Origin of the sequence: Priestia sp. RMT2NF4, assembly GCF_047872835.1 — a bacterium.
In the GTDB taxonomy this organism is placed as follows: Bacteria; Bacillota; Bacilli; order Bacillales; family Bacillaceae_H; genus Priestia; species Priestia zanthoxyli.
Genome location: NZ_JBLQZO010000005.1, coordinates 326,423 through 352,550, shown reverse-complemented (window position 1 = coordinate 352,550; position 26,128 = coordinate 326,423). Strand labels below are relative to the sequence as shown.

Genomic DNA, 26,128 nt, shown 5'->3' with positions numbered 1-26,128 from the left:
TATTATATTAAAAAAGGGGGTACTTTTATTGTCTACTTATTCTTTTGATCAATTAATTAATCGTACAGGTACGCAGTCCGTAAAGTGGGACAAAACGGATCTCGTTTTTGGAGCAAAAGATGTTCTGCCTTTTTGGGTAGCTGATATGGATTTCCAAGCGCCGCCTAATGTTCTTCAAACCATTAATGAGCGTGTCAAACACGGTATTTTCGGCTACACTTCCCCTACTGAATCTACGGCAAATGCTTTATCATCTTGGGTAAAAACCAAGCATCAGTGGACCATTGATCATGAATGGATTACATACAGTCCAGGAGTTGTATTTGCCCTGAGTATGGCTATTCAAGCATTTACGGAACCTGGAGATTCAATTTTAATTCAACCTCCAGTTTATACTCCGTTTTTCAACATGATAGAGGTAAATGATCGAGAAGTTGTTGAAAATCCGTTAAAACTTGCGGGCGATAAATACGAAATTGATTTTGCAGATTTAGAGAAAAAATTTGCAGAAGGCGTAAAATTAATGATTCTTTGCAGTCCTCATAATCCAGTAGGACGCGTGTGGACAAAAGAAGAACTGAAGAAGCTTGCCGATCTTTGTCAAAAATACAATGTATTAATTGTTTCAGATGAAATTCATTCTGATCTAATTTACCATCCTTATAAACACATTCCCATCAGCATGGTGAGTGAAGATGTAGCCAATCGAACCATTACGTGTATGGCCCCTAGCAAAACATTTAATATACCAGGACTTCAGGCTTCAGCTGTTATTATTCCAAATGAGAAACTGCGCACACAGTATGTTCAGCAGCAGCAAAAACAAGGGTTTTCTAATTTAAACACATTCGGAATAATTGGATTAGAGGCGGCTTACAGTGAAGGTGAAGAGTGGCTAGAAGCACTGCTTGTGTATCTGAAGAAAAATGTAGATCTCGTGACAGGGTTTATAAGTGAACACTTACCTGAACTGCGAGTCATTCAGCCGGAAGGAACTTATCTACTATGGATTGACTGCAACAAGCTGCACTTATCAGAAGAAGAATTACATGAACGTTTATTAGAAAAAGGCAAAATCGCCGTAGAAAAAGGCGAAAAATACAGTTCCACATATGGAAAAGGTTTTATTCGCTTGAACATTGGCTGTTCACATGAACAACTTCAAGAAGGATTAAATCGCTTAAAAATAGCTTTAACGTAAAAAACAGCGTTCTTTCTCACGAAAGAACGCTGTTTTTAATGTTTTTTTGAAATAACTCCGCACGCGATTCGCTTGCCAGAATTACCTGATGGCTCTGTCATTCCATCATCACCTTGTTCAGTAATGACAAGAGAGGAACCATCCATACGCTTAACGAGAGACGTCTTTCCTTCTTTTAACGTGACTTGAGGAACCATATCCGTTCCTTTATACGTCTGATCGTCTTCTACCACAATATTTTTCATATCGCCTAAATGTGGTCCTTTTGGATTTAACAGTCCGTGTTTCTTTTTATCAGGATCAAGGTGATTTCCTGCACTTTTAAAGTTAGGAGCTTTGCAAATCCCCATTTCATGAATATGTACGCCGTGTTCGCCAGGTGGAAGTCCGCTTAAATCGTACGTAAACTCAATTCCATCAGCCTGCTCTTTCAATTTGACTGTACCTATGCTATCTCCATCTGCGTTATAGACTTTGACTTCTTTATTGGATATTTCTTTTTCCATACACCCCGTTAACAAGAAAAAAGGCACGGTTCCAATGAGTAGTAGTTTTTTCATGTTGCCCTCCAATCGCATACGCACTAGCGAAAGTTTTAGATGTCTTTCCATAGATTGTCCAGCAACATATCATTTTAAACGCTTACATTTTATTTGCATTTCATTAGAGTGACTTCTTATTTTCTTGTTCTTTCAACTTTGCTTCTAATTCCTTCGTTTTTTCTTCTTCTTTTTTAGACACCTTGATGATGAACCGCCAGACTGCAACTGCTGCTAGTACAAAAATCGCCATTGTAGCAAAAGCAGGAATATATTCTGTTTTATCTTCCGGAAAATAAAGCAAAAACATTAAATACATCATGTACAACATCCTTTCATAGAAACGGTAGTAGGTTTTGATTTATACTGTTTATAACAAACACTTTACTTAAAGGAGATCTGGCAATATGACATTTACAATTGGTCAAACCGTTACAGCACTTTATAAAACCGGGAAATACATCGGTGAAATTACACAAGTTCGAGATCTGCATTATGTTGTACGAATTCAAGCTGTGTTGAAGCATCCAGAACAAGGTGACTTACATAATCCTGGACAAGTGGACGTACCTTTTTTTCACGAGCGAAAAGCACTTGCGTTTCGAGAGCAGGCCAACATTCCTCAAAAAATGGTTCATCTCTATGAAGACAGCGTTCCTGATTATAAGCATTCACTAAAAAAAGCCCTTGAATTAAAGATAGCTGAACAACAAGCCAAAGATAGCGCTTTTGCTCAAGCAAGTATTGACTGTTTAGAAGAGTTAAAAAAAGAGTACGGTATTCATTAAGCAAAAAGCCAAATTCACATAGAAGTGATTTGGCTTTTATAATGCAAATTTATTTAATACTTTTGAAAAATCGATTCGATCTCCTATGGTCGTCGGCTCCGGCTTTTGAAGGTACCGCTTATCTTTTTCTACAAGCTTAAAGATGTTGAGTGTCGTCATCGCATCGTCAAGCGCGCAGTGGTGCTTTCCAGTTCCTTCTTTACCATACTCTTGCACAGCTTTCCAAAGGCCGGTTTGATTTTGATCTCCAAAAAAGCGCTTATACTCCATCGAAAGATCAATTTCTTTACCTGTAAAAGGAAACGGCACCTTATTTTTTTGACAGCACTGCCTTAATACTTTCATATCCATGTTTCCCCATGTAATAATCGTGCTGTTTTTATACATGCCCAGTCGCTGTACAAGCTGCTCTAGCGTAATTCCTTCATTTACTTGATTTTGTTCGATATGGAGAAATGATTTACAGCGCTCAGTTAATTTTGTAAAGTGTGTAGGCTGTACGTAAGAGGAGAAACGATCAATGATTTCTTGATTTTTAACAAACACCAAACCAACTTCAATGATTTCCGGAAAAAAGCCTTTTGGAAAACCTTTATACTCTGGCATTGTAAATTCAAAATCAATGAATAAATACTGAGAGTTCTTATCCAATATTATCACCCCTTTGTAAAATAAACCGCCCTACTATATTAATGCTATTATAGCACGATTGAACAATCGGAAGGTCTATTTTCTGTTCTTATTTTTAATATTATGAATATTCTAGTTGCTGAATAAAAAGAATACTTTACTACTACTATATTCTAGAGCATGTCTCTATGCGCAGGGTAACTGTCACGAATAGACATAATTTCGCTTCTTTTTTTTACCTATTTTTTCACTTTTTTATGTATCCGCTCTTCCAAATTCTCTTTAAGCTCTCATATCAGTGTGTGAGGTGCTCCTCCTGACTTCAAAAGCATACCTCACACCTTTTAGACTAAGCCTTTCTTATATTTAAGCTTTAGGCAGAATAGCAAGCGTGCACCGGGATATACAGATTAAATTCTCTTCTTCATCTTGAATTTTCACTTCCCAAACCGCTGTTTTTTTTCCTTTATGTAAAGGAACGCCTATAGCTGTAACTGTTCCATCTTTTTTCCCTTTGATGTGATTAGCATTAATCTCTAAACCCACACAGATTTCTTTTTCAATATCTACACTTTTAATAGCACCTAGACTAGCCACAGTTTCGGCTAACGCCACCGATGCTCCTCCGTGCAAAAGCCCGAATGGCTGACGCGTTCGCTCATCAACAGGCATCGTCGCTTCCACTCTTTGTTCACTTGCGCTAATAATCTCAATTCCTAATGCTTCTAACAGCGTATCTTTTGTTTTCATATACATACCTCCCTTTGTATCTAGTATACAATAACGGTTTTGCTACAACATATACGAACCCTCTACATATACATAATAAAAATCCGTTTTTTAGGAGGATTCTTATATGAAACCATTTGCTCCCTTGTCTTACTACTGGCCATCGTACTACATGCCTCACCCTTATACATACAGGGTACCTAGCTTACCTGAGGCGGACATAGCGACTTTCCAGCAATCTCTTAAAGTGATTCCCTCTACCATGCAAAGCGCTACCATATTTATTCAAAGAGCTAACGCTTCGCCAGCTTTAATAAAAAAAATAAAAGCTGCTGCTCAAGAATCTAAAATGAGTGAAGTAAAAAGACTCATTCTTTCAACAGGCGTTAAGGCCAAAATTGATGTTTTTTATACGCCAGACTATATTAAAATTACGTTTATTCATCCCGATAACCAATTTGACTGCTGTCACGTTTCGTTAAATATTAAATGGTAAAACACAAGGAAAAAAGTCTTATTTTCTTTTGAAAAAGATGTACATGTTGTTTTGTTTCGAATATTATAATATATGCCGTTTTTGGATGTAAAAACAAATTACACGATAATTGTATTTAGGAAATAAATATGATATTGTATTTGGAAATATATTTTTTCTTTAGGAGGGATGACATGATGAGACATGTTACGCTAGTAGAAATTTTCACGCATCCTATCGCTCAAAAATATTTAACACGATCTGGCGTTGCGCATGCTGTATCGGTCGCCTATCATGCGTTTCGTCTATCTGTACAGCATAATGTAAACCCTGATTTAGCTACAAAAGCAGCGCTGCTTCATGATATTGGCCACTACGAATGGTACACAAATGGTCAGTGGGATTATGAGAAGTATCGTCAAAATGATATTCACGCTATTAAAGGTGCTGAACGTGCACATAAATTACTCATTCGTTTAGGCGAGGAACCTCAGGCGGCAAAAGAAATTGCCTTAGCTATTTTACTACACACAGACTCCTATTTGCCTGAAGGAACCATTCAGCAACGCCCTCTTCAAAAAGTAGTCAAACTAGCTGATGAAGCTGATGAAGAGCCAGGCGGCAAACATCATTACCGTGAAATGGAATACAATTTGGCTGTAAAGAAAATTAAGGAGCTTGATAAGAAAGTGCTTGAACTTCTACATTCCAACCAATTTAAACAGTTAGGCTGACAGGATTAACTCCTTTCATAAGAGTTAATCCTTTTTATTATTTCTCCTCATAATTCCCTGCAAATTACTCATACTACTTATTGATTCTCATTTTTGGTTAGTTAGGAGGAAGAAGAATGTCTAAAAACGCTAGAGGTTACGTGCAGGATTCTTGTACGTCATTAAATCAGGCAAAAGCAAGCCTTGAACAAGCTCTTCAAACAGTAGAGAAAGATTCAAATCGCGAACATATTGAACAATCTCTTCAGGCTGTAGAGCAAGCATTAGGAGCTTGTGACAGCACTGCTTCTACTCTTTCTCAAGCATGAAAAAAAAGCAGCCGGTTTTGATCGGCTGCTTTTTTTTCATTAGAGACCCTCTATTTACAAGATAACTGAGGCAACCCACCCAAAAATAATGAGTGGAATGTTATAGTGAAGAAAAGTTGGTACACACGTATCCCAGATATGATCATGTTGACGATCGACTGCTAGTCCAGATGTTGGTCCAAGCGTACTGTCTGAAGCTGGTGAACCAGCGTCTCCAAGCGCTCCCGCTGTACCAACAATACAAATCGTTGCCATTGGACTCATACCAAGTTCTAAGCAAAGAGGAACAAAAATCGTCGCGATAATTGGAATGGTAGAGAAAGAAGAACCAATGCCCATTGTGACTAAAAGCCCGATGACAAGCATAAGAAATGCACCCAGCATTTGGTTTCCGCCAATAAGAGCAACAGAGCCTTTTACAAGTGCTTCTACATCTCCAGTTTCTTGAAGAACTTTTGCAAAACCAGAGGCTGACAGCATAACAAATCCGATGAAAGCCATCATTCTCATTCCGTTCGTTAATACTGGATCTGCTTCATTCCACTTCAAAGCCCCGCTGAAATAAACGACCACAATTCCTGCAAGCGCTCCGAAAATCATAGAATCTACTAAGAGCTGCACAGTTAAAGCCGCTACAATCGCAAGTAACGCTACTATAATCCCTCTTGTTGTGTAACCTGTACGCTCCTCTGCGCCTTGATCAATGTCAATGTCTTTATAACTGCGCGGCTTACGGTACGAAATAAACACAGCAAACAATAAGCCCGCTACCATTCCTAAAGCTGGAAGAGCCATCGCCGTGGTAATATCTCCTTTATCAATCGTTAATCCACTTTCTTTGATGTTAGTAAATAAAATGTCGTGATAAATCTTACCGAATCCTGCCGGCAAATACATATAAGGTGTAACCAATCCAAATGTAATAACTGTTGCGACTAATCGGCGATCTATTTTCAACTGATTAAATACTTTTAATAGCGGTGGAATTAAAAGCGGAATAAATGCAATGTGAACCGGAATAACATTTTGAGAAAAACACGAAATAATAAGGATGATCAATAAAATTAGTACTTTTGACAGTGACTTCTTTTTCGTTTCTCCTTCTTTTCCTACTATTTTCAACGCTAGCTGAACAACGGCATCAGGCAGCCCTGTCCGCGAAACAGCCATTGCAAACCCTCCAAGCAAAGCATAGCTTAATGCAACAGAAGCACTGTTTCCAAGACCATCTGTGTATATACTTACTGTATTTGTGAGGCTGATACCGCCAACAAGTCCTCCAATTAGCGCTCCGACCGCTAAAGAAAAGACAACGTTGATACGCAATAAGCTCAAAATCAGCATCACGAGCACAGCTATTAATACTGCATTCATTTTGAAACCTCCATTTTTCTTTTTACTTTATCTCATTAAAACATTAGAGAGATAAACAACATGTTCATTATATTAGGTATAGAAAAAAAGTCAATCATCTTACTAAATAAACGTTTGTTTAACTTCTCTACATCCTTAACAATATAAGGATTTTTTTAAACAATCTTTTCTTCCTAAAAAGAAAAAAATGTTATGTAAACATATTAAAAAAGAAGCATCTTCGATGCTTCTTTTTACGTTTCTTTCTATCACTTCTATGTTCTTTTTATTAATTGGCTTCAAATGAACAAACCATCGCAGCTAGGGTTCGCACCATCACGCCTGTTGCACCTGAAGGTCCTAACTCATGAGAAGCAGCGGATGTTGCAGTTCCAGCAATATCCAAGTGAACCCATGGTGTTTGCTCTGCAAACTCACCAATAAAGGTTCCTGCCATAATTGCGTGCCCCTCCCGTCCAGGAGAGTTATTTAAATCTGCTACTTTACTTCCCCGAACACGCTTTTTGTCTCGTTCTGTAATAGGCAGCTCCCAAATCGGTTCGCCTGTCTCAATGCTCGCTTTCGCTATTTGCTGCAATAAAGCAGAATCATTCGTCATTGCCCCAGTTGTGTGTGTACCAAGAGCTACAATTACACCACCCGTTAATGTCGCCACGTCTACTAAATAATTTGCTCCATGATGCTTGGCATATGAAATACCATCAGCTAGTGCTAAACGCCCTTCAGCATCTGTGTTCAGCACTTCTATTGTCTTTCCATTCATTGCTGTAATAACATCATCTGGTTTAAAGGCACGCGCGCTAATAACGTTGTCAGTTGATGGAATGACCGCTACTACGTTTTGATGAGGTTTTAATTCTCCAATCGCTTCCATTGCACCAAGAACAGATGCAGCTCCACCCATATCTGTTTTCATGCCTACAATCCCGTCTTTAGATTTGATAGAGTAACCACCTGTGTCAAAGGTAATCCCTTTTCCTACCAACCCAATAACGTCTTCCCATTTTTCTTTACCTTGATATTTCAGCACAATCATTTTAGGAGGCTCTGCGGAACCTTGATTGACTGCGAGCAACGCGCCCATTCCTAGCGTTTCCATCTCTTCTTTTTCTAAAATTTCATATTCAAAACCATATGTATGTGCCATTTCTACTGCATAATTAGCTAAATCTGTAGCCGTTAGCATATTGCTTGGTAAGTTAACGAGGGTGCGGGCTGAGTTTGTTGCTTTCCCGTACGTATATCCAACCAACGCAGATTGTAAAACGTCTTTATAACAAGAAAACAGTTCAATTTTCTCAAGCTGCTTGTCAGGCTCATTTGATTTCTTTTTGTAGCTTTCAAACTCATACATAGCAAGCTGTTGAGCTTCTCCTAGTAAAGCTGCAGTTTCTTGCTCTGACCACTCTCCTGTATCAAATGTAGGAAGGACGACCGATGCGTTTGAAATTTTTGCTTCTTTTAACTTTTTAAATAAAAGGCCAAAGCTTTCTTTGAGCCCATTTTTAGTTAACGCTTGCTTTCGTCCGAGCCCTACAAAATAAAGACGTTTTGCTCCTAATTTTCCTAGTGTATGAATCGTTGATATACGCTTTTCCTGTACGCGAATATCTCCTTCCTTAATCAAATGAATGAGCTGTCCACCTAAAGCATCATCAATTTCTTTTAGAAAGCCTTCAAACTGTTGGTTTTGATTAAATAACCCGATTACGAGCGCTTCTGTTTGATGATCAACACCATATGTTTCTACGTGCGAAAACATAAAATTCCTCCCTTTTACGTATAGATATTTTATTTTTATTTATCATCTGCTTTGTTTAATCTATTCAGCAAGTGGAATATATATCATATTCACCACTGTTTTCATCTATATACATATGATAGCAGAAATACAATTTTTAATCACAGTTCAAAAATCTTAGTTTCACACATATACTTTCATCTACCACTGTTTTCATCATACGGATTTATCTTTTTAGACATTTTAAGTTGAGGGAGGACATCTCAATGGAGTTATTCTCAAATTTTCCACTTTGGAGTTCATTAATCGCTATTTTCTTTGCTCAATTTATTAAGATTCCCCTTTCTTTTGTAGCTACTAAAAAAATAGACGGCAGCTTATTTTTTAGTACGGGGGGCATGCCAAGCTCTCACTCCGCAGCCGTAACTTCCTTAGCAACTGCCATTGGGCTAGCAGAAGGTCTTAAATCCCCTATTTTTGCTCTATCCGCTATTTTTGCCATCATTGTCATGTTTGATGCTAAAGGAGTAAGAAGACACGCAGGAGAGCAAGCAACAGTTTTAAATCGTTTGGTTGAAGACTTTCAGCGCGCAGTAAAAGAGGCAAAGCTGTGGACGACCAATGAAGAGGACGAAAAACAAGTGAAGCTAAAAGAACTGCTTGGGCATAAGCCTATTGAAGTTTTCTTTGGAGCCTTAACAGGAATAGCAGTTGCTTTTGTAACGTATTATGTATGGCCATAAAACATAAGAAAACACATGAAGAATGCTTCATGTGTTTCTCGTTTATTTCACCTGCTGACGAAAAACTTGCATCGATTTCTTTTCATTCAGCATTGTTAACTCTTCTTCAGTTAAACGGCCGTCTCCTGATTTGACTACATAGACGTTTAATTCTTTCTTACCCCATATGTTATACACATCAGAAACAGTTTCAAAGTATAAATCAAGATGATTGCCTTTAATAGCCCCACCTTTATCTGCTACCACTCCGTACCCATAGCCCGGAATGAACAAGATCGTGCCGATTGGAAATATGGTTAAATCAGCAGCGATGGTTGAATACAAGTCACGTTTTACTTTAACGCCCGAATATGTAATACCATACCCTGGATGATTGGGATTTTTCCCAGTTGATTCGTAACCAGCTGTGTAACCCGTAGCCAATACATTCTTAGTTGGATAACGCGACCAATCAAATGCTTCTTCAATTGTCAGACGCTCTCTGTCATTGCTAGCTGCTTCAGCTCTTAGTGGTTTTAGAAATGATGGTAAGAGCCTTTCATTCATTAGAGGATGCCCTGTACTGTTTATAAAAGGCATATATTTGATGACCGTGTTTATTGGGACGCCAGTAATTGCTTCATATGTTGTAAACAGCGCTCCGACCAGTAGTAGGCACATAATGAATCGCTTTGCTATTTTTCCAATCATTGTGATTTCCACAACTCCTCTCACGAATCTATTTGTTTCCAACATAAAAACAAATTATTCGTTCGCGAGAAGAATTTACATTCAAAACATTTGGTACCCTCTTGTTCGTAAAGATTTAATGGTAATACCTGAAGCTAGTGCACCTATAAAACCAGCCATTAAAATCGCAATGTCAGCTGTGGCTAAAGATAGCACTTTTGTACCTAGCTGCTGAAAGGAGTGAGCGGGATGCTGAATGTAATCAACCGCTCTTACATCATCAATAATAAGAATAAAAATTACGGGATAAATAATGGCCATAATCCAAGACATGCGAAGCAGCATATTCAACAAGAAACCGATTCCAAAAAACAACACAAAAAACAACAAGATGGAGATAATTAGGACAGGCACACTCATTTCCATTGCTTTTCGCCTCCGTTACTCTTTATACTTTCAGTTTACTTAAGAGTAATCAAGGCGTCAATCACAGAAAAGTAAGTTAATACCAAAAAAAGCAAAAGGTTTGAAGACCTTTTGCTTTTTGTTTTAAAAGAAATTAAATTTTCCCTTTTTCAATACAAGACCTGCTCCGCCTTGAAGGAAAAGCGAGCGATTATCAACAACTTTTTTCATAAAAGATGCGCTTGAACCAAATAGTTTTCGACCGTATACAACGCCAATTGCGTCATCATGCCCTAACGAACATACCGTTCCTTTAATATCTGGTTTGAACTCGCTTAATTCTTTTTGCCCTTTCATCAAACGGCTAATATTTTCAGCGCAGGTACCGCCTTGTTGCATAGCGATTTGAGCTGTTGGCGGATAAGGACGTTCTGTTTCTGGGTTAATCATTAGTGAACAATCTCCAATAACAAACACATCTTCATACCCTGGTGCCAGCAAGCTATTGCTTACTTTTACACGTCCGCGCATGTTCTCAAATCCAGCTTTTTCAATTAAATGACTGCCTCGAACACCTGCAGCCCATACAACTGTTGCTGATTTGATTTCTTCCACTTGGTCATCTTTTGATACAATAATTCCTTCTTCTGTACACTCTTTAATCGCTGTTCCGATCTTGAACTCGATTCCTTTTCGTTCTAGCTGTGTTACCGCATATTCTACAAGTTCCGGATCAAAACCTGGCAAGGCCGTAGGCGCTGCTTCTACACAAATAACGCGTACTTTTTCACGCGGGATATCAAACTCTTTGCAAAGCTGAGGGACTCGATTTGCTAATTCTCCCACAAATTCAATGCCGGTAAAGCCAGCACCTCCGACAATGATTGTCAGAAGTTCGTCTCTTTTTTCCACTTCATTGTTGTACGTCGCAAACACATAATCAATATGCTCACGAATTTGACGTGCTGCATTAATGCTCGTAATGGTAAATGCATGTTCTTTTAAACCTTTAATTCCGAAAGTTTCTGCTTCATACCCTAAAGCAACAACTAAATAATCGTACGTTAGCTCACTGTTTTCAAGAAGAACACGCTTTTCATCTAACTTAATATCTACGACCGTGTCTTTAATAAATGTAACCTTATTCGTGTTAATTAAATTTTTAACAGGAACACGAGAGCGATCTTGATGAATTGTACCTGCCGATACTTCATGAAGCCATGTCGTTTCGTAATGGTAATCGTTTTTATTTACCAAAACAATTTCCGCATCACTAGCACCCAGTTTCTTTTGTAAATTAACAATTGTCATAATGCCGCCATACCCGGCACCCAAAATGACGATTTTAGGCTTTTTCATAGGAATGTCATCCACCTTTTTTAGTTATAGTCACAAGTATGTCTTACAAATATAATGATAAGAGCAATTTTATTTGGTTTGCTTTTTTATGTTAGTTTGAGCAAGAACGATCATCGCTATCCATTTATTATTCATATACGAAAAGTAATGTGAATCACTTCACGTTCTTTTTTAAAAAAATACATTTTTTCTTTTTCAAAAAAATGTAAGCATAAGTCCTAGCTTGATTTACACAAACATCTTATGCTTTTTTCATCGGTTTTTCAACCCTTCACTTTGTATTTACAAGCTTTTAAATTTTCAATTACTTTCCTGTATACCCAGTTTTATATTTGACCAAAACGTGTGGTTATGTTAATGATTGCAAATACTGATCTTTAAGTTGAGAAAGTTTCTCAAACATTCCAGCGTGTTTTAATGATATTTTATAATTTACTATGCTATCATAAAGTAGAATATGCATTGGCACAGAACAATCTAGAGGTGATTATAAATGAAAGAAGATAAACAAGTATACGATATTACCATCATCGGAGGCGGCCCTACAGGCTTATTTACAGCATTTTATGGCGGTATGCGTCAGGCGAGCGTAAAAATTATTGAAAGCTTACCACAGCTCGGTGGACAGCTTTCTGCTTTATATCCTGAAAAATATATTTATGACGTAGCTGGGTTTCCAAAAGTACGTGCTCAAGAATTAGTCAATAACCTAAAAGAGCAAATGGATCAATTTAAACCTGCAGTTGCACTAGAGCAAGCAGTAGAAAAGGTAGAAAAACAAGCGGACGGTGTATTCCGATTAACTACTAATTCTGAAGTCCACTATTCAAAAACAATTATTATTACGGCTGGAAACGGTGCATTTAAGCCCCGTAAAATTGAGCTAGAAAACGCAGAACAGTTCGAGCAAACGAACCTTCATTATTTTGTGGATGATATGAATAAATTCAAAGGCCGCAAAGTATTAGTATGCGGGGGTGGGGATTCTGCTGTAGACTGGTCTCTTATGTTAGAGCCGATCGCAGAAAAAGTAACGTTAACGCATCGTCGAGACAAGTTCCGCGCTCATGAACATAGCGTAGAAAACTTGCATAATTCATCAGTTGATATTAAAACACCATATGTACCGGTTGAATTTATTGGAGATGACCGTATTACACAAGTTGTGTTAGAAAATACAAAAGGTGAAGAAAAGACAGTAGTAGACGTAGATGATGTTATTGTAAACTTTGGATTTGTTTCTTCTCTAGGTCCAATTAAAGAATGGGACTTAGATTTAGAGAAAAATGCAATTGTTGTTAATTCAAAGCAAGAAACAAATATTCCTGGCATCTATGCAGCAGGTGATGTCTGCACATATGATGGAAAAGTAAAACTCATCGTGGCAGGATTTGGCGAAGGTCCGACTGCCGTTAATAACGCTAAAGCATACATTGACCCAAAGGCTCGCTTACAGCCTATGCACAGTACGTCAATGTTCTCATAAAAAAAGCAGGCTCTCGCCTGCTTTTTTTCATTGCTGGATTGGTGTAACCATTCGATGAATGATTTCACTCATCATTTCTGCATCACTGCTTATTAAACAGATTTCATAAAAGGAATGGTTTCCTTCTTGACTAGTTACGCTCATTCTGTAGGCCTTCAAGCCTTCGAGCTTGCTTAAATATTTTACTACCTCTGATTGACCGACAATACGTTCAATCAGCAGAATATGCTCTCCTTCCACTGCTCCATAGCTTTCGGCCAGAGATGCATTAGCATTTTCATAATAGCGAATGTAAGGTTCAGAATGGTTAAGAGGCGCAGAGGACGAGTTTTGATGACAGACTTCACCTGAGGAAAAAGGCAAATGTTGAACAAATAAATGCGATTCACTGAAGTGAATACTTTTTGCATCCTTAGACTCCATTTTCCTATTTTCAAGTTTTAACCAGTTTATAAACCCCTTCCATAGAATAGGCAGGGTATTTTTTTTACGAAAACTTCCATAACCTCCTACTTGTTCCGCGTCGTAACGAGTCGCATCTATCAAATCCGTTCATCTCCTCTTTTTTATTGAGTATAAAAAAGACTGATTATTCGGTCAATAAGTTTGGTAGATGATGTAACATACAAAAATTTCTCACTAAAAAAGCTTTCTTCACCAGATGAGGTGAAGAAAGCTTTTTTATAAAAATATACTTAGCACTCTTCAGGAGCACCTGCGTTGCTTGCTGTACGGAAAGAAGAGCCGCAGCCGCATGCTGCAATGGCGTTCGGGTTATCAATTGTAAACCCTCCGCCTAGCATAGATTGCTTGTAATCAATTTTTACATCTTTTAAAATTGGAGCACTTTCGCTATCTACAAGAATCTTAATGCCATGTTGTTCAAACAGCGTATCGTTTTCATTTACTTCGTGTGCAAAACCCATGCCGTAAGAAAGACCTGAGCAGCCTCCTCCATTTACAGTAACACGTAAATAAGCATTTTCTTCTTCATGTTCTTTCATCATATCTTTTATTTGAAAGCTTGCAGCTTCTGTAATTGTTAGGATATCTTGACTCATTTTTAAACAGACCTCCTTTTTTGTTTAGTATACGACGAAATGTCTGTGACGACAAATCGTCTGCTTCTTCATTTTTAATAATAATACGTGCCGTCGCAAATCACATTGGCTGGACCTGTCATTAACACATTGCCTTTATTTTGCCAAACAATCGTTAAATCTCCTCCAGCGAGGTGTACAACAGTAGGCACATCTTTTTTCGTCTTCTCATTTAACACAGAAGAAACAACGGCAGCGCATGCTCCTGTCCCGCATGCTTGAGTGATACCCGAACCTCTTTCCCATACGCGAAAGTTCAGCTCTCTTTCGTTCACTACCTCGACAAATTCAACGTTCACTCCTTCTGGAAAACGCGCATCTTTTTCAACTACCGGACCTAGTGTAGTAAGAGGCGCTTGTTCAATATCATTTACATAAAAGACGACGTGAGGATTTCCCATTGATACAGCCGTCCCTTTTAACCGTTCTTTTCCAAATTCCATCTCTTCATCAACAACTTGGTATTGGCTTGCTCCCGTCATTGGAATTTGTTCTCTAGCTAAAATAGGCTCTCCCATATCAATTGTTACTTCTGGAACTTCATTTCCCTGCGGATGCACCGTTGCTTCTACAACTCCAGAAAGCGTTTCGATAAAAAATCTTTCGCCTGTTACTAAATTATGTTCGTATGCATATTTAGCTACACATCTTAAACCGTTTCCGCAGTTTTTTGCTTCCGAGCCGTCATTATTAAATACGCGCATTTTCACATCTGCGCGTTCAGATGGACAAATAAGAATCATTCCATCCGATCCGATTCCCGTATAAACATTTGAGACTTTTACAGCAAGCGGTGCTAACTCTTGCTCTTCTATATGTTCTTCAAACATATTTACGTAGATATAGTTGTTGCCAAGTGCATGCATTTTTGTAAACTGAAATTTTTTCATATTATCACCCATTATTTTTTTATGTAGCTCTAGTATAAAGTGATTCTCTTTTGTACACAATAATATCATCCCCCGTTTTTTTAGCTCCTTAATCATAAAGATTAAGGGGTTTTTTATTTTGTCCTCCTTTAGAGTATTAAAAAACAAAAGAAGCTTTATGATTACAAAGAGGATGGTTAAAGCGCATATATTTGCGCAAAAACGCATAAAAAAGCACGGCAAGACTAGCCGTGCTTACATCATCTATTCTATTAGCCTCATGTCCCTCTCCTGCTAAAAAGAGATACGACAGCGGGGGTAGTTTAAAACATTGGGTTTTCTTCTAAATGAATGTAGATATTATCTACTAACTGTTCAGGTGTTTCCGCCGTAACAATCTCTCCATTTACCAAGGCAAATAAAGATTGTGAACATTTCCCGCAATAACCTAAACATCCGTATTCAATAATATCTAGATTTGGATCTTTTTCAAGCTTTTCTAAAGCTGCTTGAGAACCGCTGGCTAAATTGCTAACGCAAAATTCAATAATTGGCTGTATCACGTTTTTTCACCTCTCTACTATTAGTTTATCCTATCTCCTTTCATTTTCAACGTCAACTTTAGAAATTCACGTTCATTTCGCGCGCGCTTTTTAGCTTTATAGACTTTTTTCAAAAACGCATAAATAAGCTTTATTACGTGGATAGCTTGAAATTATGTTGAAACATATTGTGGTTTTTTATTAATTTAGTTATACTTTTATGTATAGAAAACCAAACGAGGTTATATTAAATTATTATTTAAGTAAAATATGTTATCTTATATAGCCTTTCATATCTTTTTGGCAACCATCCTTATTAACGGTAATTTGCACCCTCCTATTCTTAAAAGCAAGAATAATAGAGAGAAAACAAAAATGCATGAAGCTAAAGGGGAAATTCACATGAAGAACCTTGTCATACTGGGCGGCGGATACGGTGGTATGCGCATTTTGCAGCGCCTTTTTCCGAATCAATTGCCTAACGATGTAGAAGTAACGCTTATTGACAAAGCACCTTATCACTCACTAAAAACTGAATTCTATGCACTTGCAGCTGGAACAATCTCTGATCAACATGTCCGTGTTGCTTTTCCTGAACACCCTCGCTTAAAAATCCGCTACGGCTGTGTAAAACGAATAGACCTGAAAGAGAAATGCGTCTATGTGGATGATCAAATGATCGCTTACGATGACCTGATTGTAGGACTCGGATGCGAAGATAAATATCATGGAGTTCCCGGAGCTCTTGAGCATACATACAGCATTCAATCCATTGATGCTTCACGAGCAACTTATCAGACATTAAACAACTTACCGGCCCACGCTACTGTTTCAATTGTCGGAGCTGGATTAAGCGGAGTAGAACTGGCAAGTGAGCTAAGAGAAAGCCGCCCGGATTTAAAAATCATCTTATTTGACCGCGGTAAATTAATTTTATCTGCTTTCCCAGAACGTTTAAGCAATTACGTTCAAACTTGGTTTACTTCAAACGGTGTCGAAATTGTAAATAGTGCTAATATTACAAAAGTAGAACCGAACATTCTTTATAATCATGATGAGCCCGTTCAAAGCGATGCAATCGTGTGGACAGCAGGCATTCAGCCAAATAAAGTGGTACGCGATTTAGACGTGGAAAAAGATCCTCAAGGACGCGTCGTATTGACAAAATACCATAACTTGCCTGACGATGAAAATGTCTACATTTTGGGTGACTGTGCAAGCCTACCGCACGCCCCAAGTGCTCAGCTTGCAGAAGGTCAGGCTGAACAAATTGTGCAAGTGCTTCTTCACCGTTGGAAAGGAGAAGCGCTTCCTGATGAATTGCCAACTATTAAATTAAAAGGCATACTTGGTTCATTAGGCAAAAAGCATGGGTTTGGCTTAGTTGCCGAACGTCCGATTACAGGACGCGTAGCTCGATTATTGAAATCAGGTATTCTTTGGATGTATAAACACCACAGTGGATAAAACAAAAGCCGTTAGATGACTGACAATCTAACGGCTTTTTTCGTTATGATGCGCGGAAACCATACTTCTCCATTTCCTCAAATACGCGCTTTAATTTCGGATTGCCTTCCCCAACAATCTCTCCATTAATGACCACTACAGGATAGAATAAATCTTCTTCAATCACACGCTTGGCAAAAGCTGCTTTTTCCGGATCCGTATGCGGCTCGTTTATATCTACATACGTGATAGCAAACGGTTGGTTCGGATATTTACGAGAAATAGCTGCCTCTAGCCAATCATAGGTGTCTTTTGAAGACGGCAGGTTAACACAGCTTGCACAAACAATTTCAGCTCCATAAATACACACTTCTACCTCAGTTGACTGCATAGCACATCCCCCTTGAATCTTTACATATAAACTGTACGATTATTCACACTTTTACTTCATTATGAATACTATTTTACACAAAACTGATTCATTGCACATCTTTTTCTTTTAAGGTAACATTACGATGTATACTCCAATAGATTTTTCATGAAAGACCGTTTATAATAAGAGTAGAAGAAAGGAGTCGATAGTTATGTCAGAAATGCACGAGCAAGTTCAAGAAGTATTAGAAAAACTTCGTCCGTTTTTACTTCGCGACGGTGGAGACTGTGAGCTAGTAGACGTAGAGGATGGTATTGTAAAATTACGTCTTTTAGGCGCTTGCGGAAGCTGCCCAAGTTCAACAATTACGCTAAAAGCTGGTATCGAACGTGCCCTTTTAGAAGAAGTACCTGGTGTAGTTGAAGTAGAACAAGTATTCTAATCTCTTTGATTTTATTATAAAAGCAACCTCCCATTTTATTGGGGCTTGCAAATGAAAAATCCTCATTCAAATGAATGAGGATTTTTTTATTAGCTCGTTGTGACTTCAGCTTCTACAAATACACCTTTGCGGTCAATTTGTAAAACATCTATTTCACAGTTCGGCAGTAAAGCATACATATGTTCAGCAATCGCTTTTCCTTTTCCTTTTGGTGCTAAACATAATACACTCGGACCGGCTCCGCTTAGTGACACACCGTATGCGCCGAGAGCTTTTGCTTCTTTTCGCACAAGAGAAAGTTCTGGCACGAGTCTCATGCGATATGGTTCGTGATATAAATCTTTCTCCATAAATTCGCCTACCAGAGGCAAATCTTTATTTAACAAGGCTGCTACTAGCATATTGCCTATTGCTCCAGCTTCTACTGCATGGCGATAATTAATATCGGAAGGCAGCACATCACGGGCATCCGTTGTTTTTAATTCATATTCTGGAATAGCCATCACAATATCGACATCAAATTCAGGTATTTGAGCAATATATGTTTCCTTTTCATGATGGTAACCAACAACGATGCCGCCGTAAATAGACGGGCTGACGTTATCGGGATGTCCTTCCATTAAGCTGCTGATGCGAAGCTTTTCTCTTTTTGATAAACGCAAGTCACACAGTACATTGGCCAGCTCGATTCCAGCTACGATAGCCGATGCACTGCTTCCAAGTCCCCTTGCTAATGGAATGTTGCTCCAAACATTGACCTTCGCACTTGGAAGATCAATGTTAAATTGACGAGCCACGTCTTGTGCCACTTCATACATTAAGTTATCTGTACCTGTAGGAATACTTTGCACTTCTTTCGTTTCAGGGATAAAAACCCATTCGTCATGACGCTCTACTGTTAATCTTAAGTAGCGGGATAAAGCCACTCCAATGGAATCAAATCCTGGCCCTAAATTAGCAGAGCTAGCTGGGACCGTAATGACAAAACGCTCATTTTCTAGCATGAAGCAACGACACCTTGGATATACTCAAATACCTTTTCTTCATCATTTGGTAAAACCACTGGCTTTACGTTATGAGCATCGATTGCTACATTTGGATCTTTTAATCCATTACCTGTTAGTACAGCTACAACCGTTGAACCTTTTGCAATTTTACCAGAAGCTACATCTTTAAACACACCAGCAATTGAAGCGCAAGAACCTGGCTCTGCAAATACGCCTTCTTTGCGTGCAATTGTACGATATGCTTCTAAGATTTGTTCATCTGTCACTTCATCAATTTTTCCGTTTGATTCTTTTGCTGCGTTTACAGCATAATCCCAGCTTGCTGGATTTCCGATTCGAATAGCCGTTGCAATTGTTTCTGGATTTTCGATAACTTGATTACGCACGATCGCCGCTGCACCCTCTGCTTCAAAACCATGCATGTGAGGAAGAGACGTTTGGTGACGCTCACTGTATTCTTTGAATCCTTTCCAGTAAGCTGTAATATTCCCTGCATTCCCCACTGGGATAGCTAAAACGTCCGGCGCTTTTCCAAGCTGTTCACAAATCTCGAAAGAAGCTGTTTTTTGCCCTTCAATACGGTATGGGTTCACAGAGTTTACAAGTGCAACCGGTGATGTTTCACTTAGCTTACGAACCATAGAAAGCGCTTGGTCAAAGTTTCCTTCAATTGCTACAATTTCTGCACCATACATAACAGCTTGAGCTAATTTCCCCATCGCAATTTTCCCATTTGGAATAACAACGATACAGCGCATGCCAGCGCGTGATGCATAAGCTGCGGCAGCTGCGGATGTGTTACCTGTAGATGCACAAATAACCGTATTGCTTCCTTCTTCTTTTGCTTTTGCTACAGCCATTACCATTCCGCGGTCTTTAAATGACCCCGTTGGATTTAACCCTTCTACTTTCACATGTAAATCAATGCCTAGCTCTTTTGATAAATGAGCAAGATGAATTAAAGGCGTATTTCCTTCATGTAGCGTAAGCATAGGTGTTTTCTCTGTTACAGGTAAAAATTCTTTATATTCAGCTAATAGACCTTTCCACATCATACTGTGCCAACTCCCTCTACGCGGTAACTGCTTTTTACATTTTCTACAATTGGTAAATCCCGAAGCTGCTGAAGGATTTCCTCATAATCTTTTTGAGACGTTTTGTGTGTAACAACAACAATCTCAGCTAATTCGCTTCCTTTCACAGGAAGTTGGATAATTTTTTCGAAGCTCACGCCACGCTCTGAAAACAGTGTTGTTAATTTTGCAAATGCGCCAACTTGATCTTTAACGTGAATACGTAAGAAATGTTTTGAAAACATTTCATCTTCTGCTTTTAACTGTTTTGGATACTGAGGTGTTACCGCACTTTTACCATTTACACCTAAACGCATGTTTTTCATAACGCCTACTAAATCGGATACGACAGCAGTGGCAGTTGGCAGGCTTCCTGCCCCCGGTCCATAAAACATCGTCTCTCCGACAGCTTCTCCGTATACATACACAGCATTGTACTCATCGCTTACTGAAGCAAGAGGATGTGTATCAGCTAAAAGAGTTGGCTGAACACTCACTTCTACATTGTCACCGTCACGATGTGCATATCCAATCAGTTTCATCGTATAACCTAGTTGTTTACTATATTGCAAGTCTTCTTCCGTTACTTCTGTAATACCTTGAACACGAACATCGTCCAAATCAATTTTCATTGAAAACCCTAGTGTAGCCAAGATTGCCATTTTACGAGCAGCATCTAAACCACCTACGTCAGAAGTTGGATCCGCTTCAGCATATCCTAAATCCTGCGCTTCTTTTAACACTTCATCATAGGCGCTTCCTTCTTTTGTCATTTTCGTTAAAATGAAGTTTGTTGTTCCATTGACAATTCCCATCATCTTCGTAATACGATCAGATGCTAATCCATCTGCTAATCCGCGAAGGATTGGAATACCGCCAGCTACACTTGCTTCATAAAATAAATCACAATTATTTTCAGAAGCTACTGTTAACAATTCTGAGCCGTAAACCGCCATTAAATCTTTGTTTGCCGTTACCACATGCTTTTTATTACGAAGGGCTGTTAAGATATAGTCTCTTGTTTCTTCAACGCCACCCATTACTTCAATGACAACGTCAATCTCCGCGTTATGTAAAACGTCTTCAACATTCGTTGTTAATTTATCTTCACTGATCTCCACGTCACGTTTCTTATCAATATCTTTAACTACTACTTTTTTAACTTCTACAGGACATCCGACTTGATGACTTAATTTATCCTGATGATTTTCAATAATTTTGACTACTCCGCTTCCTACCGTTCCTAACCCTAATAATCCTACTGAAATACTTTTTGTCATATTCCTCACCTCTGTGTTCTTTCTACGTATACATTTGTTCTCTTATAGAGGACATTATAGACCTTATTTTTCTTTTTTACAAGGTTTACTGGCCATCTTTTCTCGTAAACTTGTTAAAAAAATTGGTATATAAAGATAAATGTAAATTTTTAAAATATTTCATTTTATTATCATAACATGGCTACCACTGTTTTTTAATAAAAAAAAGACAATTTCACTGAAATGAAATTGCCTTTTTCCATTATGATTTTTTCGCAAACGCTTCTTTATTTACAATTGTAATAGGAGACTCGTTTGTGAGCACTGCTTTAATGTTTTTTACGCATAAAGAAATCATTTCCGTGCGCGTTTCGATACTCGCACTGCCGATGTGAGGAAGCGCTACAACATTAGGCAATTGAAGAAGAGGGTGAGAAGCAGAAATAGGCTCTTGATCGAATACATCCAAGCCAGCTCCGGCAATTTCACCTGATTGAATTGCATGTAACAGTGCTTGCTCATCAACCACTGCTCCTCTTGAAGCATTAATAAAAATCGCTGTTGTTTTCATCTGTTTAAATGCTTCAGCATTAAATAAATGTTTGGTTTCGTCCGTTAACGGTGTCAAACAAACAATAAAATCAGATCGCTCAAGCAGCTCATTTAACTCACAGTAAACTGCATCGAGCTTTTGTTCTGCTTGGAGGTTGCGGCTCCGATTGTGATACAAGATTTCCATATCAAAACCTGTAGCACGTTTCGCAAGCGTCTCTCCAATTTTCCCCATTCCAACAATACCTAATGTTTTATGATGAACATCTCTACCCGCTAACAAAAATGGGCTCCAGCTTTTCCACTGATTTTCTTTCACGTATTCAGCAGCTTCTACTAAACGTCTAGCTACACTCATTAACAAACCAAACGTTAAATCCGCTGTTGTATCAGATAAAACATCGGGTGTATTAGAAACGATAACTCCGCGTTCAGTTGCCGCTTCTATGTCAATATTATCGAATCCGACCGCTAAGTTAGCTACAAGCTTTAAATGAGGAGCTTGCGTAAGCAATTCACTGTCAATACGGTCTGAAAGCATTGTTAATAGAGCATGTGCGTGCTTAGCTTTTTCACAAAGCAGCTCATGAGGAACTGCCTCATCTTCTTTATCCCACATTTCCACATTCGCTACTGCCTTTAAAGGTTCAATTAATTCATTCGGTATTTTTCTCGTAATAAATACAAACGGCTTGTCCATATGTACGCCACCTCTTTATCCTTTTTAAACTGCATGCACAAAAACAAAATAGAAAAACGGGTTTGGATTATCCAACACCTATTTTTCTATTTTATCATATTCTATAGTAATCGCTTTTTAATGAATCCATGTTAATTCAGGAATGTGATAACGAGACGTTGAAATGCCTACCGACTGGTAAAAGCGCTTCAGAAAAGCTTCGTAGTGAGAAGAATGAGCTAATACTCCTTCAAGCTTCTCATAATACTTTTGTTTTTCCCGCTCATCTTGTACACTGTAGTATCCTTCAATGACCTCAAAATAATGAACGGGAAAAAGAAGTCTAGCATATAACAGTCTCCATGAAAAAGAAGAAAGTGGATTTACCTTTTCGTATTCACTTAAAAACTGATGCATGTGCCTTTCATCGACAGCGTATGTTAATAAATATTGTTCCCTTATATATTCAGCTATATCTCTGCTAGGGTGATCGAAAACCCAGTCTGCCGGGAGCTTGTAAACGTGGTCTTCCCCCCATGTTTTTTGGCCGAACCGATGATGACAAATCGTCGCAGCGTCAACTGACCGGGGCAAATCGTCAATTTCCGTGTCTACTAGGTATTGAATAGCATTTTCCGTTAATCCTAGGTAATAAGGAAAAGTTTCTAAAAAACGTTTTTCCATCTCTTGATTAGGTAAAGCACGTAATCTTCCATACCAAAATTGCTCCATCTGGTCGAGACGCTTCTCCCACATGGACTTCCATTGCCCTAGCCGGTTTGCTTTTTCCACTTCATAAGGAAACAGCCTCCCTTTTTGATGAAAAACAGCTAGCTCGTGCCCAGGTGAAAAATTGGGGTTTTTCTCTTCCGCAAGACATCGGCAAATGATAAATTTTTCAGTTTCAGTTTCTGTAATCATTTCTCCATTTAAATTAGGCATAAATGTTGCCACATGGCGATCACCTTGGCCCATCAGAAATTGACTCATTTGATATAGTTCATTTAACTCGTCTTGTTCCATTTGCTTTACATTAATGATTGTATATAAAATATCTCGATACTGAAAACCTTCAAATTTACCAACGGGCATAAATTCATTTGGACGTAATCCGTAATGCTCATAAATGGTTTGTATCATTTTAATCCCTCTCTTCATTCATTCAAGAAATTATATGATGGAAAACAACATTACTTGTCATAATATTTACGGAGGAATGAATAGATTAGAAATACACCATTTATAGTTATTTACTCCGGGTTAGTAGTATGAAACAACTTTAGACTTAAAAATATATAGAAAACAGGTGATGATACTTGGAGAAAAAACATACACAAAGTGAATTAGAAAAAAAAGCAAGAGAATGGTTAATAGAACGCGGCGTGGCTCTTACAGACATTGCTGAACTGGTCTATTACTTGCAAAAAAAGTATCACCCAAACTTAACAATCGAAGACTGTTTATATAACGTTGAGCGCGTCATCTCTAAACGAGAAGTTCAAAATGCTATTTTAACGGGTATTCAACTAGATGTCCTCACAGAAAAAAAAGTGATTGAGCCGCCTCTGTTGGATATTCTTGAGAAAGATGAAGGTTTATACGGTATCGACGAAATTTTAGCATTATCGATTGTAAATGTGTACGGATCAATCGGCTTTACCAATTACGGGTATATTGATAAACAAAAGCCGGGTATTTTAGAAAGATTAAACGATAAATCTACTGGAGAGTGCCACACTTTCTTAGATGATTTAGTAGGCGCAATTGCTGCCGCTGCTTCTAGCCGGTTAGCGCATCGGGCTGCCAGTCAAGAATAGGTTTTAAAAACAAAAAAAGCTGTCAATTGACAGCTTTTTAAATTCGCTCCATCCACTCTTTTAGTGAATCTACCGTGTAAGTTGGCTTTTTCTCATACCCTTCTAGTAACTCTCTTGTTGTTACCCCTGTATGGACTAATAATGTATCTAAGCCTGCATTCATCCCTGCTAAAATATCTGTATCATAGTAATCACCAATCATGATTGTTTCTTCTTTTGGCGTACCGATGACTTCAAGGGCTTGCTCCATAATAATACTTTCTGGTTTACCAATAAATACTGGATTTGTTTGAGTAGAAACCGTAATAACGGACGTGATAGATCCATTACCAGGCAGTAAGCCTCTTTCAGTAGGAATCGCAATATCTCCGTTCGTCGAAACAAAAAAGGCGCCGTTTCGAACGTTTAAACATGCTTTTGCTAATTTTTCATATGTAATTTCCTGATCCAAACCAACAACTACGAAATCCGTATCTTCCTCTTCAATGGTAAATCCTTTTTCAAGCAACGCATGTCGGATTCCTTCTCCACCAATTACATAAGCTGAAGCGTTTGCTTTGCGTTCATGCAAATAATTAGCTGTTGCCTGGCTCGTTGTAAAAACTTGCTCTTCTGTTGCAGGAATGCCAAATGCCTCTAGCTTTTCAGCTACTTTATCGGGCGTTTTTGTTGAGTTGTTTGTTACAAATAAATAAGGAATTCCTTTTTCCTTTAATTTAATAACAAAATCACGCGCCTCGGCAATTAGCTCTGTTCCTTTGTACATGGTTCCATCTAAATCAATCAAATATCCTTTATATTCCTTCATGTTGTGTGATCTCCTTTCAAGTCTCATACTTGAAATCATAGCTTATTTTTTATACAACTACAAATTGCTTGCCTTTAGTTACGAAAAGCAGACACAGGTCCTAACTCTGTCTCTAGATATGTCCTTACGCGCTCTGAAAATGCTGCCAGTACGTCTTTATGCTGCATCACTTTTTGATAAATATCCTGATGATTAACATCCACATATTCTTGAACAAGGCTTTTACGCAATTGAACAATCTCTTTTAATGGTGTTTCTTCCTCTTTTTTAACCACTTTCTCATCAACTAAAATGTCAATGATATCATCGTAACTGCCTGGGTCTCTCATAATAAAACCATCAATCATTGCATTTCCTACATCTAAAACGTTTTCAATTAAAAGATGTACAATTCTCTCTAATGCCTTTTTCTCTATTTCTGTGTTCCAGCTCGAATGCTCCGCAAACAAACGAACGTGTTCATCAAAAAAAACAAGCGTGGCTTCTATTTTTTCACGATCTACAAAGTACATATTATTTCCTCCCTAGTTGTCAGCTCTGTATAAATCTTCTTTCATAAACAAACGGGGTTCCTGTTCTATTTTATCATGACCCATTATCCATTTGATAAATTCATTTTTGTTTTTGACCTTATTTGATATGATACAAATACAACCTATGAAAGGAGTATACCTATGAGCGAACGCTTTTATCTATATGACGATGTCGTCTCTACAAAGACCCGGTTTGTCAGCTTTATGGGCGAAAATCAACGATTTGATTTAGCTATTATCCAAACCGACCGTTATTATGGCAAACAAGTTGTTCTTGATATTCAAGGAGGACGCTTTGCCATTATTGGACAAGATGACCTTGAAGAACCCCACTATCTTGAAGAAGTATTTAAACTAAACAGCGAAGATGGTCAGGAACTTCGCGAATTTTTATATGAAATCATCTAAAAAAAAAGGCAGCGTGAAGGACAATTAGTGTCTTCGGCT

The 26,128-nt window shown here is 38.2% G+C and carries 32 protein-coding genes; 11 read left to right on the top strand and 21 right to left on the bottom strand.

Annotated features, from left to right (window positions below):
• Nucleotides 1-28: 28 nt before the first annotated feature.
• Entirely contained in the window at nucleotides 29-1,201 is a 1,173-nt protein-coding gene (locus tag ACMX9J_RS21235; RefSeq protein ID WP_416226147.1) for a MalY/PatB family protein, read from the top strand.
• Nucleotides 1,202-1,236: 35 nt separating this feature from the next.
• Here ACMX9J_RS21235 and ACMX9J_RS21230 read toward each other — a convergent pair whose 3' ends face one another.
• Both ACMX9J_RS21230 and ACMX9J_RS21225 read right to left on the bottom strand, forming a co-directional pair.
• Nucleotides 1,237-1,761 (bottom strand): superoxide dismutase family protein, encoded by a 525-nt coding sequence (locus ACMX9J_RS21230; protein WP_033580466.1) that lies wholly within the window; start codon nucleotides 1,759-1,761, stop codon nucleotides 1,237-1,239.
• 103 nt (nucleotides 1,762-1,864) lie between these two features.
• Nucleotides 1,865-2,062, bottom strand: coding sequence for a hypothetical protein (locus ACMX9J_RS21225; protein WP_033580465.1), 198 nt, complete (start codon nucleotides 2,060-2,062; stop codon nucleotides 1,865-1,867).
• 85 nt (nucleotides 2,063-2,147) lie between these two features.
• On the opposite strand from ACMX9J_RS21225, the gene ACMX9J_RS21220 reads away from it, so the two are divergent.
• On the top strand, nucleotides 2,148-2,528 hold the full coding sequence (locus ACMX9J_RS21220; protein ID WP_033580464.1) for a kinase-associated lipoprotein B: 381 nt from the start codon (nucleotides 2,148-2,150) through the stop codon (nucleotides 2,526-2,528).
• A gap of 36 nt (nucleotides 2,529-2,564) precedes the next feature.
• Here the strand turns inward: ACMX9J_RS21220 and kapD are convergent, their stop codons facing one another.
• Nucleotides 2,565-3,179: a 3'-5' exonuclease KapD gene (gene kapD / locus ACMX9J_RS21215; RefSeq protein ID WP_013085312.1), complete on the bottom strand. Its 615-nt coding sequence runs from the start codon at nucleotides 3,177-3,179 to the stop codon at nucleotides 2,565-2,567.
• Nucleotides 3,180-3,524: 345 nt separating this feature from the next.
• Nucleotides 3,525-3,908 carry a hotdog fold thioesterase gene (locus ACMX9J_RS21210; RefSeq protein WP_033580463.1) on the bottom strand — a complete coding sequence of 128 codons (384 nt, stop codon included), beginning with the start codon at nucleotides 3,906-3,908 and terminating at the stop codon, nucleotides 3,525-3,527.
• Between the two features lie 106 nt (nucleotides 3,909-4,014).
• On the opposite strand from ACMX9J_RS21210, the gene ACMX9J_RS21205 reads away from it, so the two are divergent.
• From ACMX9J_RS21205 to ACMX9J_RS21195, 3 genes are all read left to right on the top strand, one after another.
• A complete protein-coding gene (locus ACMX9J_RS21205) occupies nucleotides 4,015-4,383 on the top strand; it encodes a hypothetical protein (protein ID WP_033580462.1) in 369 nt (122 codons plus the stop codon).
• Nucleotides 4,384-4,559: 176 nt separating this feature from the next.
• Nucleotides 4,560-5,096, top strand: coding sequence for an HD domain-containing protein (locus tag ACMX9J_RS21200; RefSeq protein WP_013059610.1), 537 nt, complete (start codon nucleotides 4,560-4,562; stop codon nucleotides 5,094-5,096).
• A gap of 116 nt (nucleotides 5,097-5,212) precedes the next feature.
• Nucleotides 5,213-5,404 (top strand): hypothetical protein, encoded by a 192-nt coding sequence (locus ACMX9J_RS21195; RefSeq protein ID WP_033580461.1) that lies wholly within the window; start codon nucleotides 5,213-5,215, stop codon nucleotides 5,402-5,404.
• Between the two features lie 54 nt (nucleotides 5,405-5,458).
• Here ACMX9J_RS21195 and ACMX9J_RS21190 read toward each other — a convergent pair whose 3' ends face one another.
• Together ACMX9J_RS21190 and ACMX9J_RS21185 are read right to left on the bottom strand one after the other, a co-directional pair.
• The gene (locus tag ACMX9J_RS21190) at nucleotides 5,459-6,778 is read right to left on the bottom strand and encodes a Na+/H+ antiporter family protein (RefSeq protein ID WP_416226146.1); all 1,320 of its coding nucleotides are present in this window, start codon (nucleotides 6,776-6,778) and stop codon (nucleotides 5,459-5,461) included.
• Between the two features lie 268 nt (nucleotides 6,779-7,046).
• A complete protein-coding gene (locus tag ACMX9J_RS21185; RefSeq protein WP_416226145.1) occupies nucleotides 7,047-8,540 on the bottom strand; it encodes a leucyl aminopeptidase in 1,494 nt (497 codons plus the stop codon).
• A gap of 245 nt (nucleotides 8,541-8,785) precedes the next feature.
• Between ACMX9J_RS21185 and ACMX9J_RS21180 the strand changes: the two genes are divergently transcribed.
• Complete coding sequence (locus ACMX9J_RS21180; RefSeq protein ID WP_013085319.1) at nucleotides 8,786-9,262, top strand: divergent PAP2 family protein; 477 nt, start codon at nucleotides 8,786-8,788, stop codon at nucleotides 9,260-9,262.
• A 42-nt stretch (nucleotides 9,263-9,304) separates the two neighbouring features.
• On the opposite strand, the gene ACMX9J_RS21175 is transcribed toward ACMX9J_RS21180, so the two are convergent.
• The 3 genes from ACMX9J_RS21175 to ACMX9J_RS21165 all read right to left on the bottom strand — a co-directional run bounded on the left by ACMX9J_RS21175 (nucleotide 9,305) and on the right by ACMX9J_RS21165 (nucleotide 11,695).
• A complete protein-coding gene (locus ACMX9J_RS21175) occupies nucleotides 9,305-9,952 on the bottom strand; it encodes a 3D domain-containing protein (protein WP_034264182.1) in 648 nt (215 codons plus the stop codon).
• Nucleotides 9,953-10,033: 81 nt separating this feature from the next.
• A complete protein-coding gene (locus ACMX9J_RS21170; RefSeq protein WP_033580457.1) occupies nucleotides 10,034-10,357 on the bottom strand; it encodes a YuiB family protein in 324 nt (107 codons plus the stop codon).
• A gap of 123 nt (nucleotides 10,358-10,480) precedes the next feature.
• Nucleotides 10,481-11,695, bottom strand: a complete 1,215-nt coding sequence (locus ACMX9J_RS21165) for an NAD(P)/FAD-dependent oxidoreductase (protein WP_416226144.1) — start codon at nucleotides 11,693-11,695, stop codon at nucleotides 10,481-10,483.
• A 493-nt stretch (nucleotides 11,696-12,188) separates the two neighbouring features.
• Here ACMX9J_RS21165 and ACMX9J_RS21160 point away from each other — a divergent pair, with 493 nt between their 5' ends.
• Nucleotides 12,189-13,181, top strand: a complete 993-nt coding sequence (locus ACMX9J_RS21160; RefSeq protein WP_013059618.1) for an NAD(P)/FAD-dependent oxidoreductase — start codon at nucleotides 12,189-12,191, stop codon at nucleotides 13,179-13,181.
• Between the two features lie 27 nt (nucleotides 13,182-13,208).
• Here ACMX9J_RS21160 and ACMX9J_RS21155 read toward each other — a convergent pair whose 3' ends face one another.
• The 4 genes from ACMX9J_RS21155 to ACMX9J_RS21140 form a co-directional block, all read right to left on the bottom strand.
• Nucleotides 13,209-13,727: a hypothetical protein gene (locus ACMX9J_RS21155; RefSeq protein WP_033580455.1), complete on the bottom strand. Its 519-nt coding sequence runs from the start codon at nucleotides 13,725-13,727 to the stop codon at nucleotides 13,209-13,211.
• Nucleotides 13,728-13,876: 149 nt separating this feature from the next.
• A complete protein-coding gene (locus ACMX9J_RS21150) occupies nucleotides 13,877-14,242 on the bottom strand; it encodes a HesB/IscA family protein (protein WP_025752687.1) in 366 nt (121 codons plus the stop codon).
• A gap of 74 nt (nucleotides 14,243-14,316) precedes the next feature.
• On the bottom strand, nucleotides 14,317-15,171 hold the full coding sequence (gene dapF / locus ACMX9J_RS21145; protein ID WP_416226143.1) for a diaminopimelate epimerase: 855 nt from the start codon (nucleotides 15,169-15,171) through the stop codon (nucleotides 14,317-14,319).
• A 302-nt stretch (nucleotides 15,172-15,473) separates the two neighbouring features.
• Entirely contained in the window at nucleotides 15,474-15,713 is a 240-nt protein-coding gene (locus ACMX9J_RS21140; RefSeq protein WP_033580454.1) for a YuzB family protein, read from the bottom strand.
• Nucleotides 15,714-16,094: 381 nt separating this feature from the next.
• Between ACMX9J_RS21140 and ACMX9J_RS21135 the strand changes: the two genes are divergently transcribed.
• A complete protein-coding gene (locus tag ACMX9J_RS21135) occupies nucleotides 16,095-17,159 on the top strand; it encodes an NAD(P)/FAD-dependent oxidoreductase (protein WP_028412619.1) in 1,065 nt (354 codons plus the stop codon).
• 43 nt (nucleotides 17,160-17,202) lie between these two features.
• Here the strand turns inward: ACMX9J_RS21135 and ACMX9J_RS21130 are convergent, their stop codons facing one another.
• Nucleotides 17,203-17,529 (bottom strand): YuzD family protein, encoded by a 327-nt coding sequence (locus tag ACMX9J_RS21130; protein WP_028412620.1) that lies wholly within the window; start codon nucleotides 17,527-17,529, stop codon nucleotides 17,203-17,205.
• 193 nt (nucleotides 17,530-17,722) lie between these two features.
• Here ACMX9J_RS21130 and ACMX9J_RS21125 point away from each other — a divergent pair, with 193 nt between their 5' ends.
• On the top strand, nucleotides 17,723-17,953 hold the full coding sequence (locus tag ACMX9J_RS21125; protein ID WP_013059625.1) for a NifU family protein: 231 nt from the start codon (nucleotides 17,723-17,725) through the stop codon (nucleotides 17,951-17,953).
• A gap of 89 nt (nucleotides 17,954-18,042) precedes the next feature.
• Here the strand turns inward: ACMX9J_RS21125 and thrB are convergent, their stop codons facing one another.
• From thrB to yutH, 5 genes are all read right to left on the bottom strand, one after another.
• Nucleotides 18,043-18,957 (bottom strand): homoserine kinase, encoded by a 915-nt coding sequence (thrB, locus tag ACMX9J_RS21120; RefSeq protein ID WP_033580452.1) that lies wholly within the window; start codon nucleotides 18,955-18,957, stop codon nucleotides 18,043-18,045.
• The gene (thrC, locus tag ACMX9J_RS21115) at nucleotides 18,951-20,012 is read right to left on the bottom strand and encodes a threonine synthase (RefSeq protein ID WP_025752680.1); all 1,062 of its coding nucleotides are present in this window, start codon (nucleotides 20,010-20,012) and stop codon (nucleotides 18,951-18,953) included. Before thrC ends, thrB begins: the two co-directional genes overlap by 7 nt.
• Nucleotides 20,012-21,313 (bottom strand): homoserine dehydrogenase, encoded by a 1,302-nt coding sequence (locus ACMX9J_RS21110; protein WP_013059628.1) that lies wholly within the window; start codon nucleotides 21,311-21,313, stop codon nucleotides 20,012-20,014. The genes thrC and ACMX9J_RS21110 overlap by 1 nt, the downstream gene beginning before the upstream one ends.
• A 241-nt stretch (nucleotides 21,314-21,554) precedes the next feature.
• Complete coding sequence (locus ACMX9J_RS21105) at nucleotides 21,555-22,544, bottom strand: 2-hydroxyacid dehydrogenase (protein WP_033580451.1); 990 nt, start codon at nucleotides 22,542-22,544, stop codon at nucleotides 21,555-21,557.
• Nucleotides 22,545-22,661: 117 nt separating this feature from the next.
• A complete protein-coding gene (gene yutH / locus ACMX9J_RS21100) occupies nucleotides 22,662-23,663 on the bottom strand; it encodes a spore coat putative kinase YutH (RefSeq protein WP_028412623.1) in 1,002 nt (333 codons plus the stop codon).
• Between the two features lie 176 nt (nucleotides 23,664-23,839).
• On the opposite strand from yutH, the gene ACMX9J_RS21095 reads away from it, so the two are divergent.
• A complete protein-coding gene (locus tag ACMX9J_RS21095) occupies nucleotides 23,840-24,340 on the top strand; it encodes a phosphatidylglycerophosphatase A (RefSeq protein WP_013059631.1) in 501 nt (166 codons plus the stop codon).
• A gap of 37 nt (nucleotides 24,341-24,377) precedes the next feature.
• Here the strand turns inward: ACMX9J_RS21095 and ACMX9J_RS21090 are convergent, their stop codons facing one another.
• Nucleotides 24,378-25,148 carry a TIGR01457 family HAD-type hydrolase gene (locus ACMX9J_RS21090; protein WP_013059632.1) on the bottom strand — a complete coding sequence of 257 codons (771 nt, stop codon included), beginning with the start codon at nucleotides 25,146-25,148 and terminating at the stop codon, nucleotides 24,378-24,380.
• A gap of 74 nt (nucleotides 25,149-25,222) precedes the next feature.
• The gene (locus tag ACMX9J_RS21085) at nucleotides 25,223-25,660 is read right to left on the bottom strand and encodes a DUF86 domain-containing protein (protein WP_013085332.1); all 438 of its coding nucleotides are present in this window, start codon (nucleotides 25,658-25,660) and stop codon (nucleotides 25,223-25,225) included.
• A gap of 162 nt (nucleotides 25,661-25,822) precedes the next feature.
• Here ACMX9J_RS21085 and ACMX9J_RS21080 point away from each other — a divergent pair, with 162 nt between their 5' ends.
• Nucleotides 25,823-26,089, top strand: coding sequence for a DUF3055 domain-containing protein (locus tag ACMX9J_RS21080; RefSeq protein ID WP_033580450.1), 267 nt, complete (start codon nucleotides 25,823-25,825; stop codon nucleotides 26,087-26,089).
• Nucleotides 26,090-26,128: the final 39 nt, after the last annotated feature.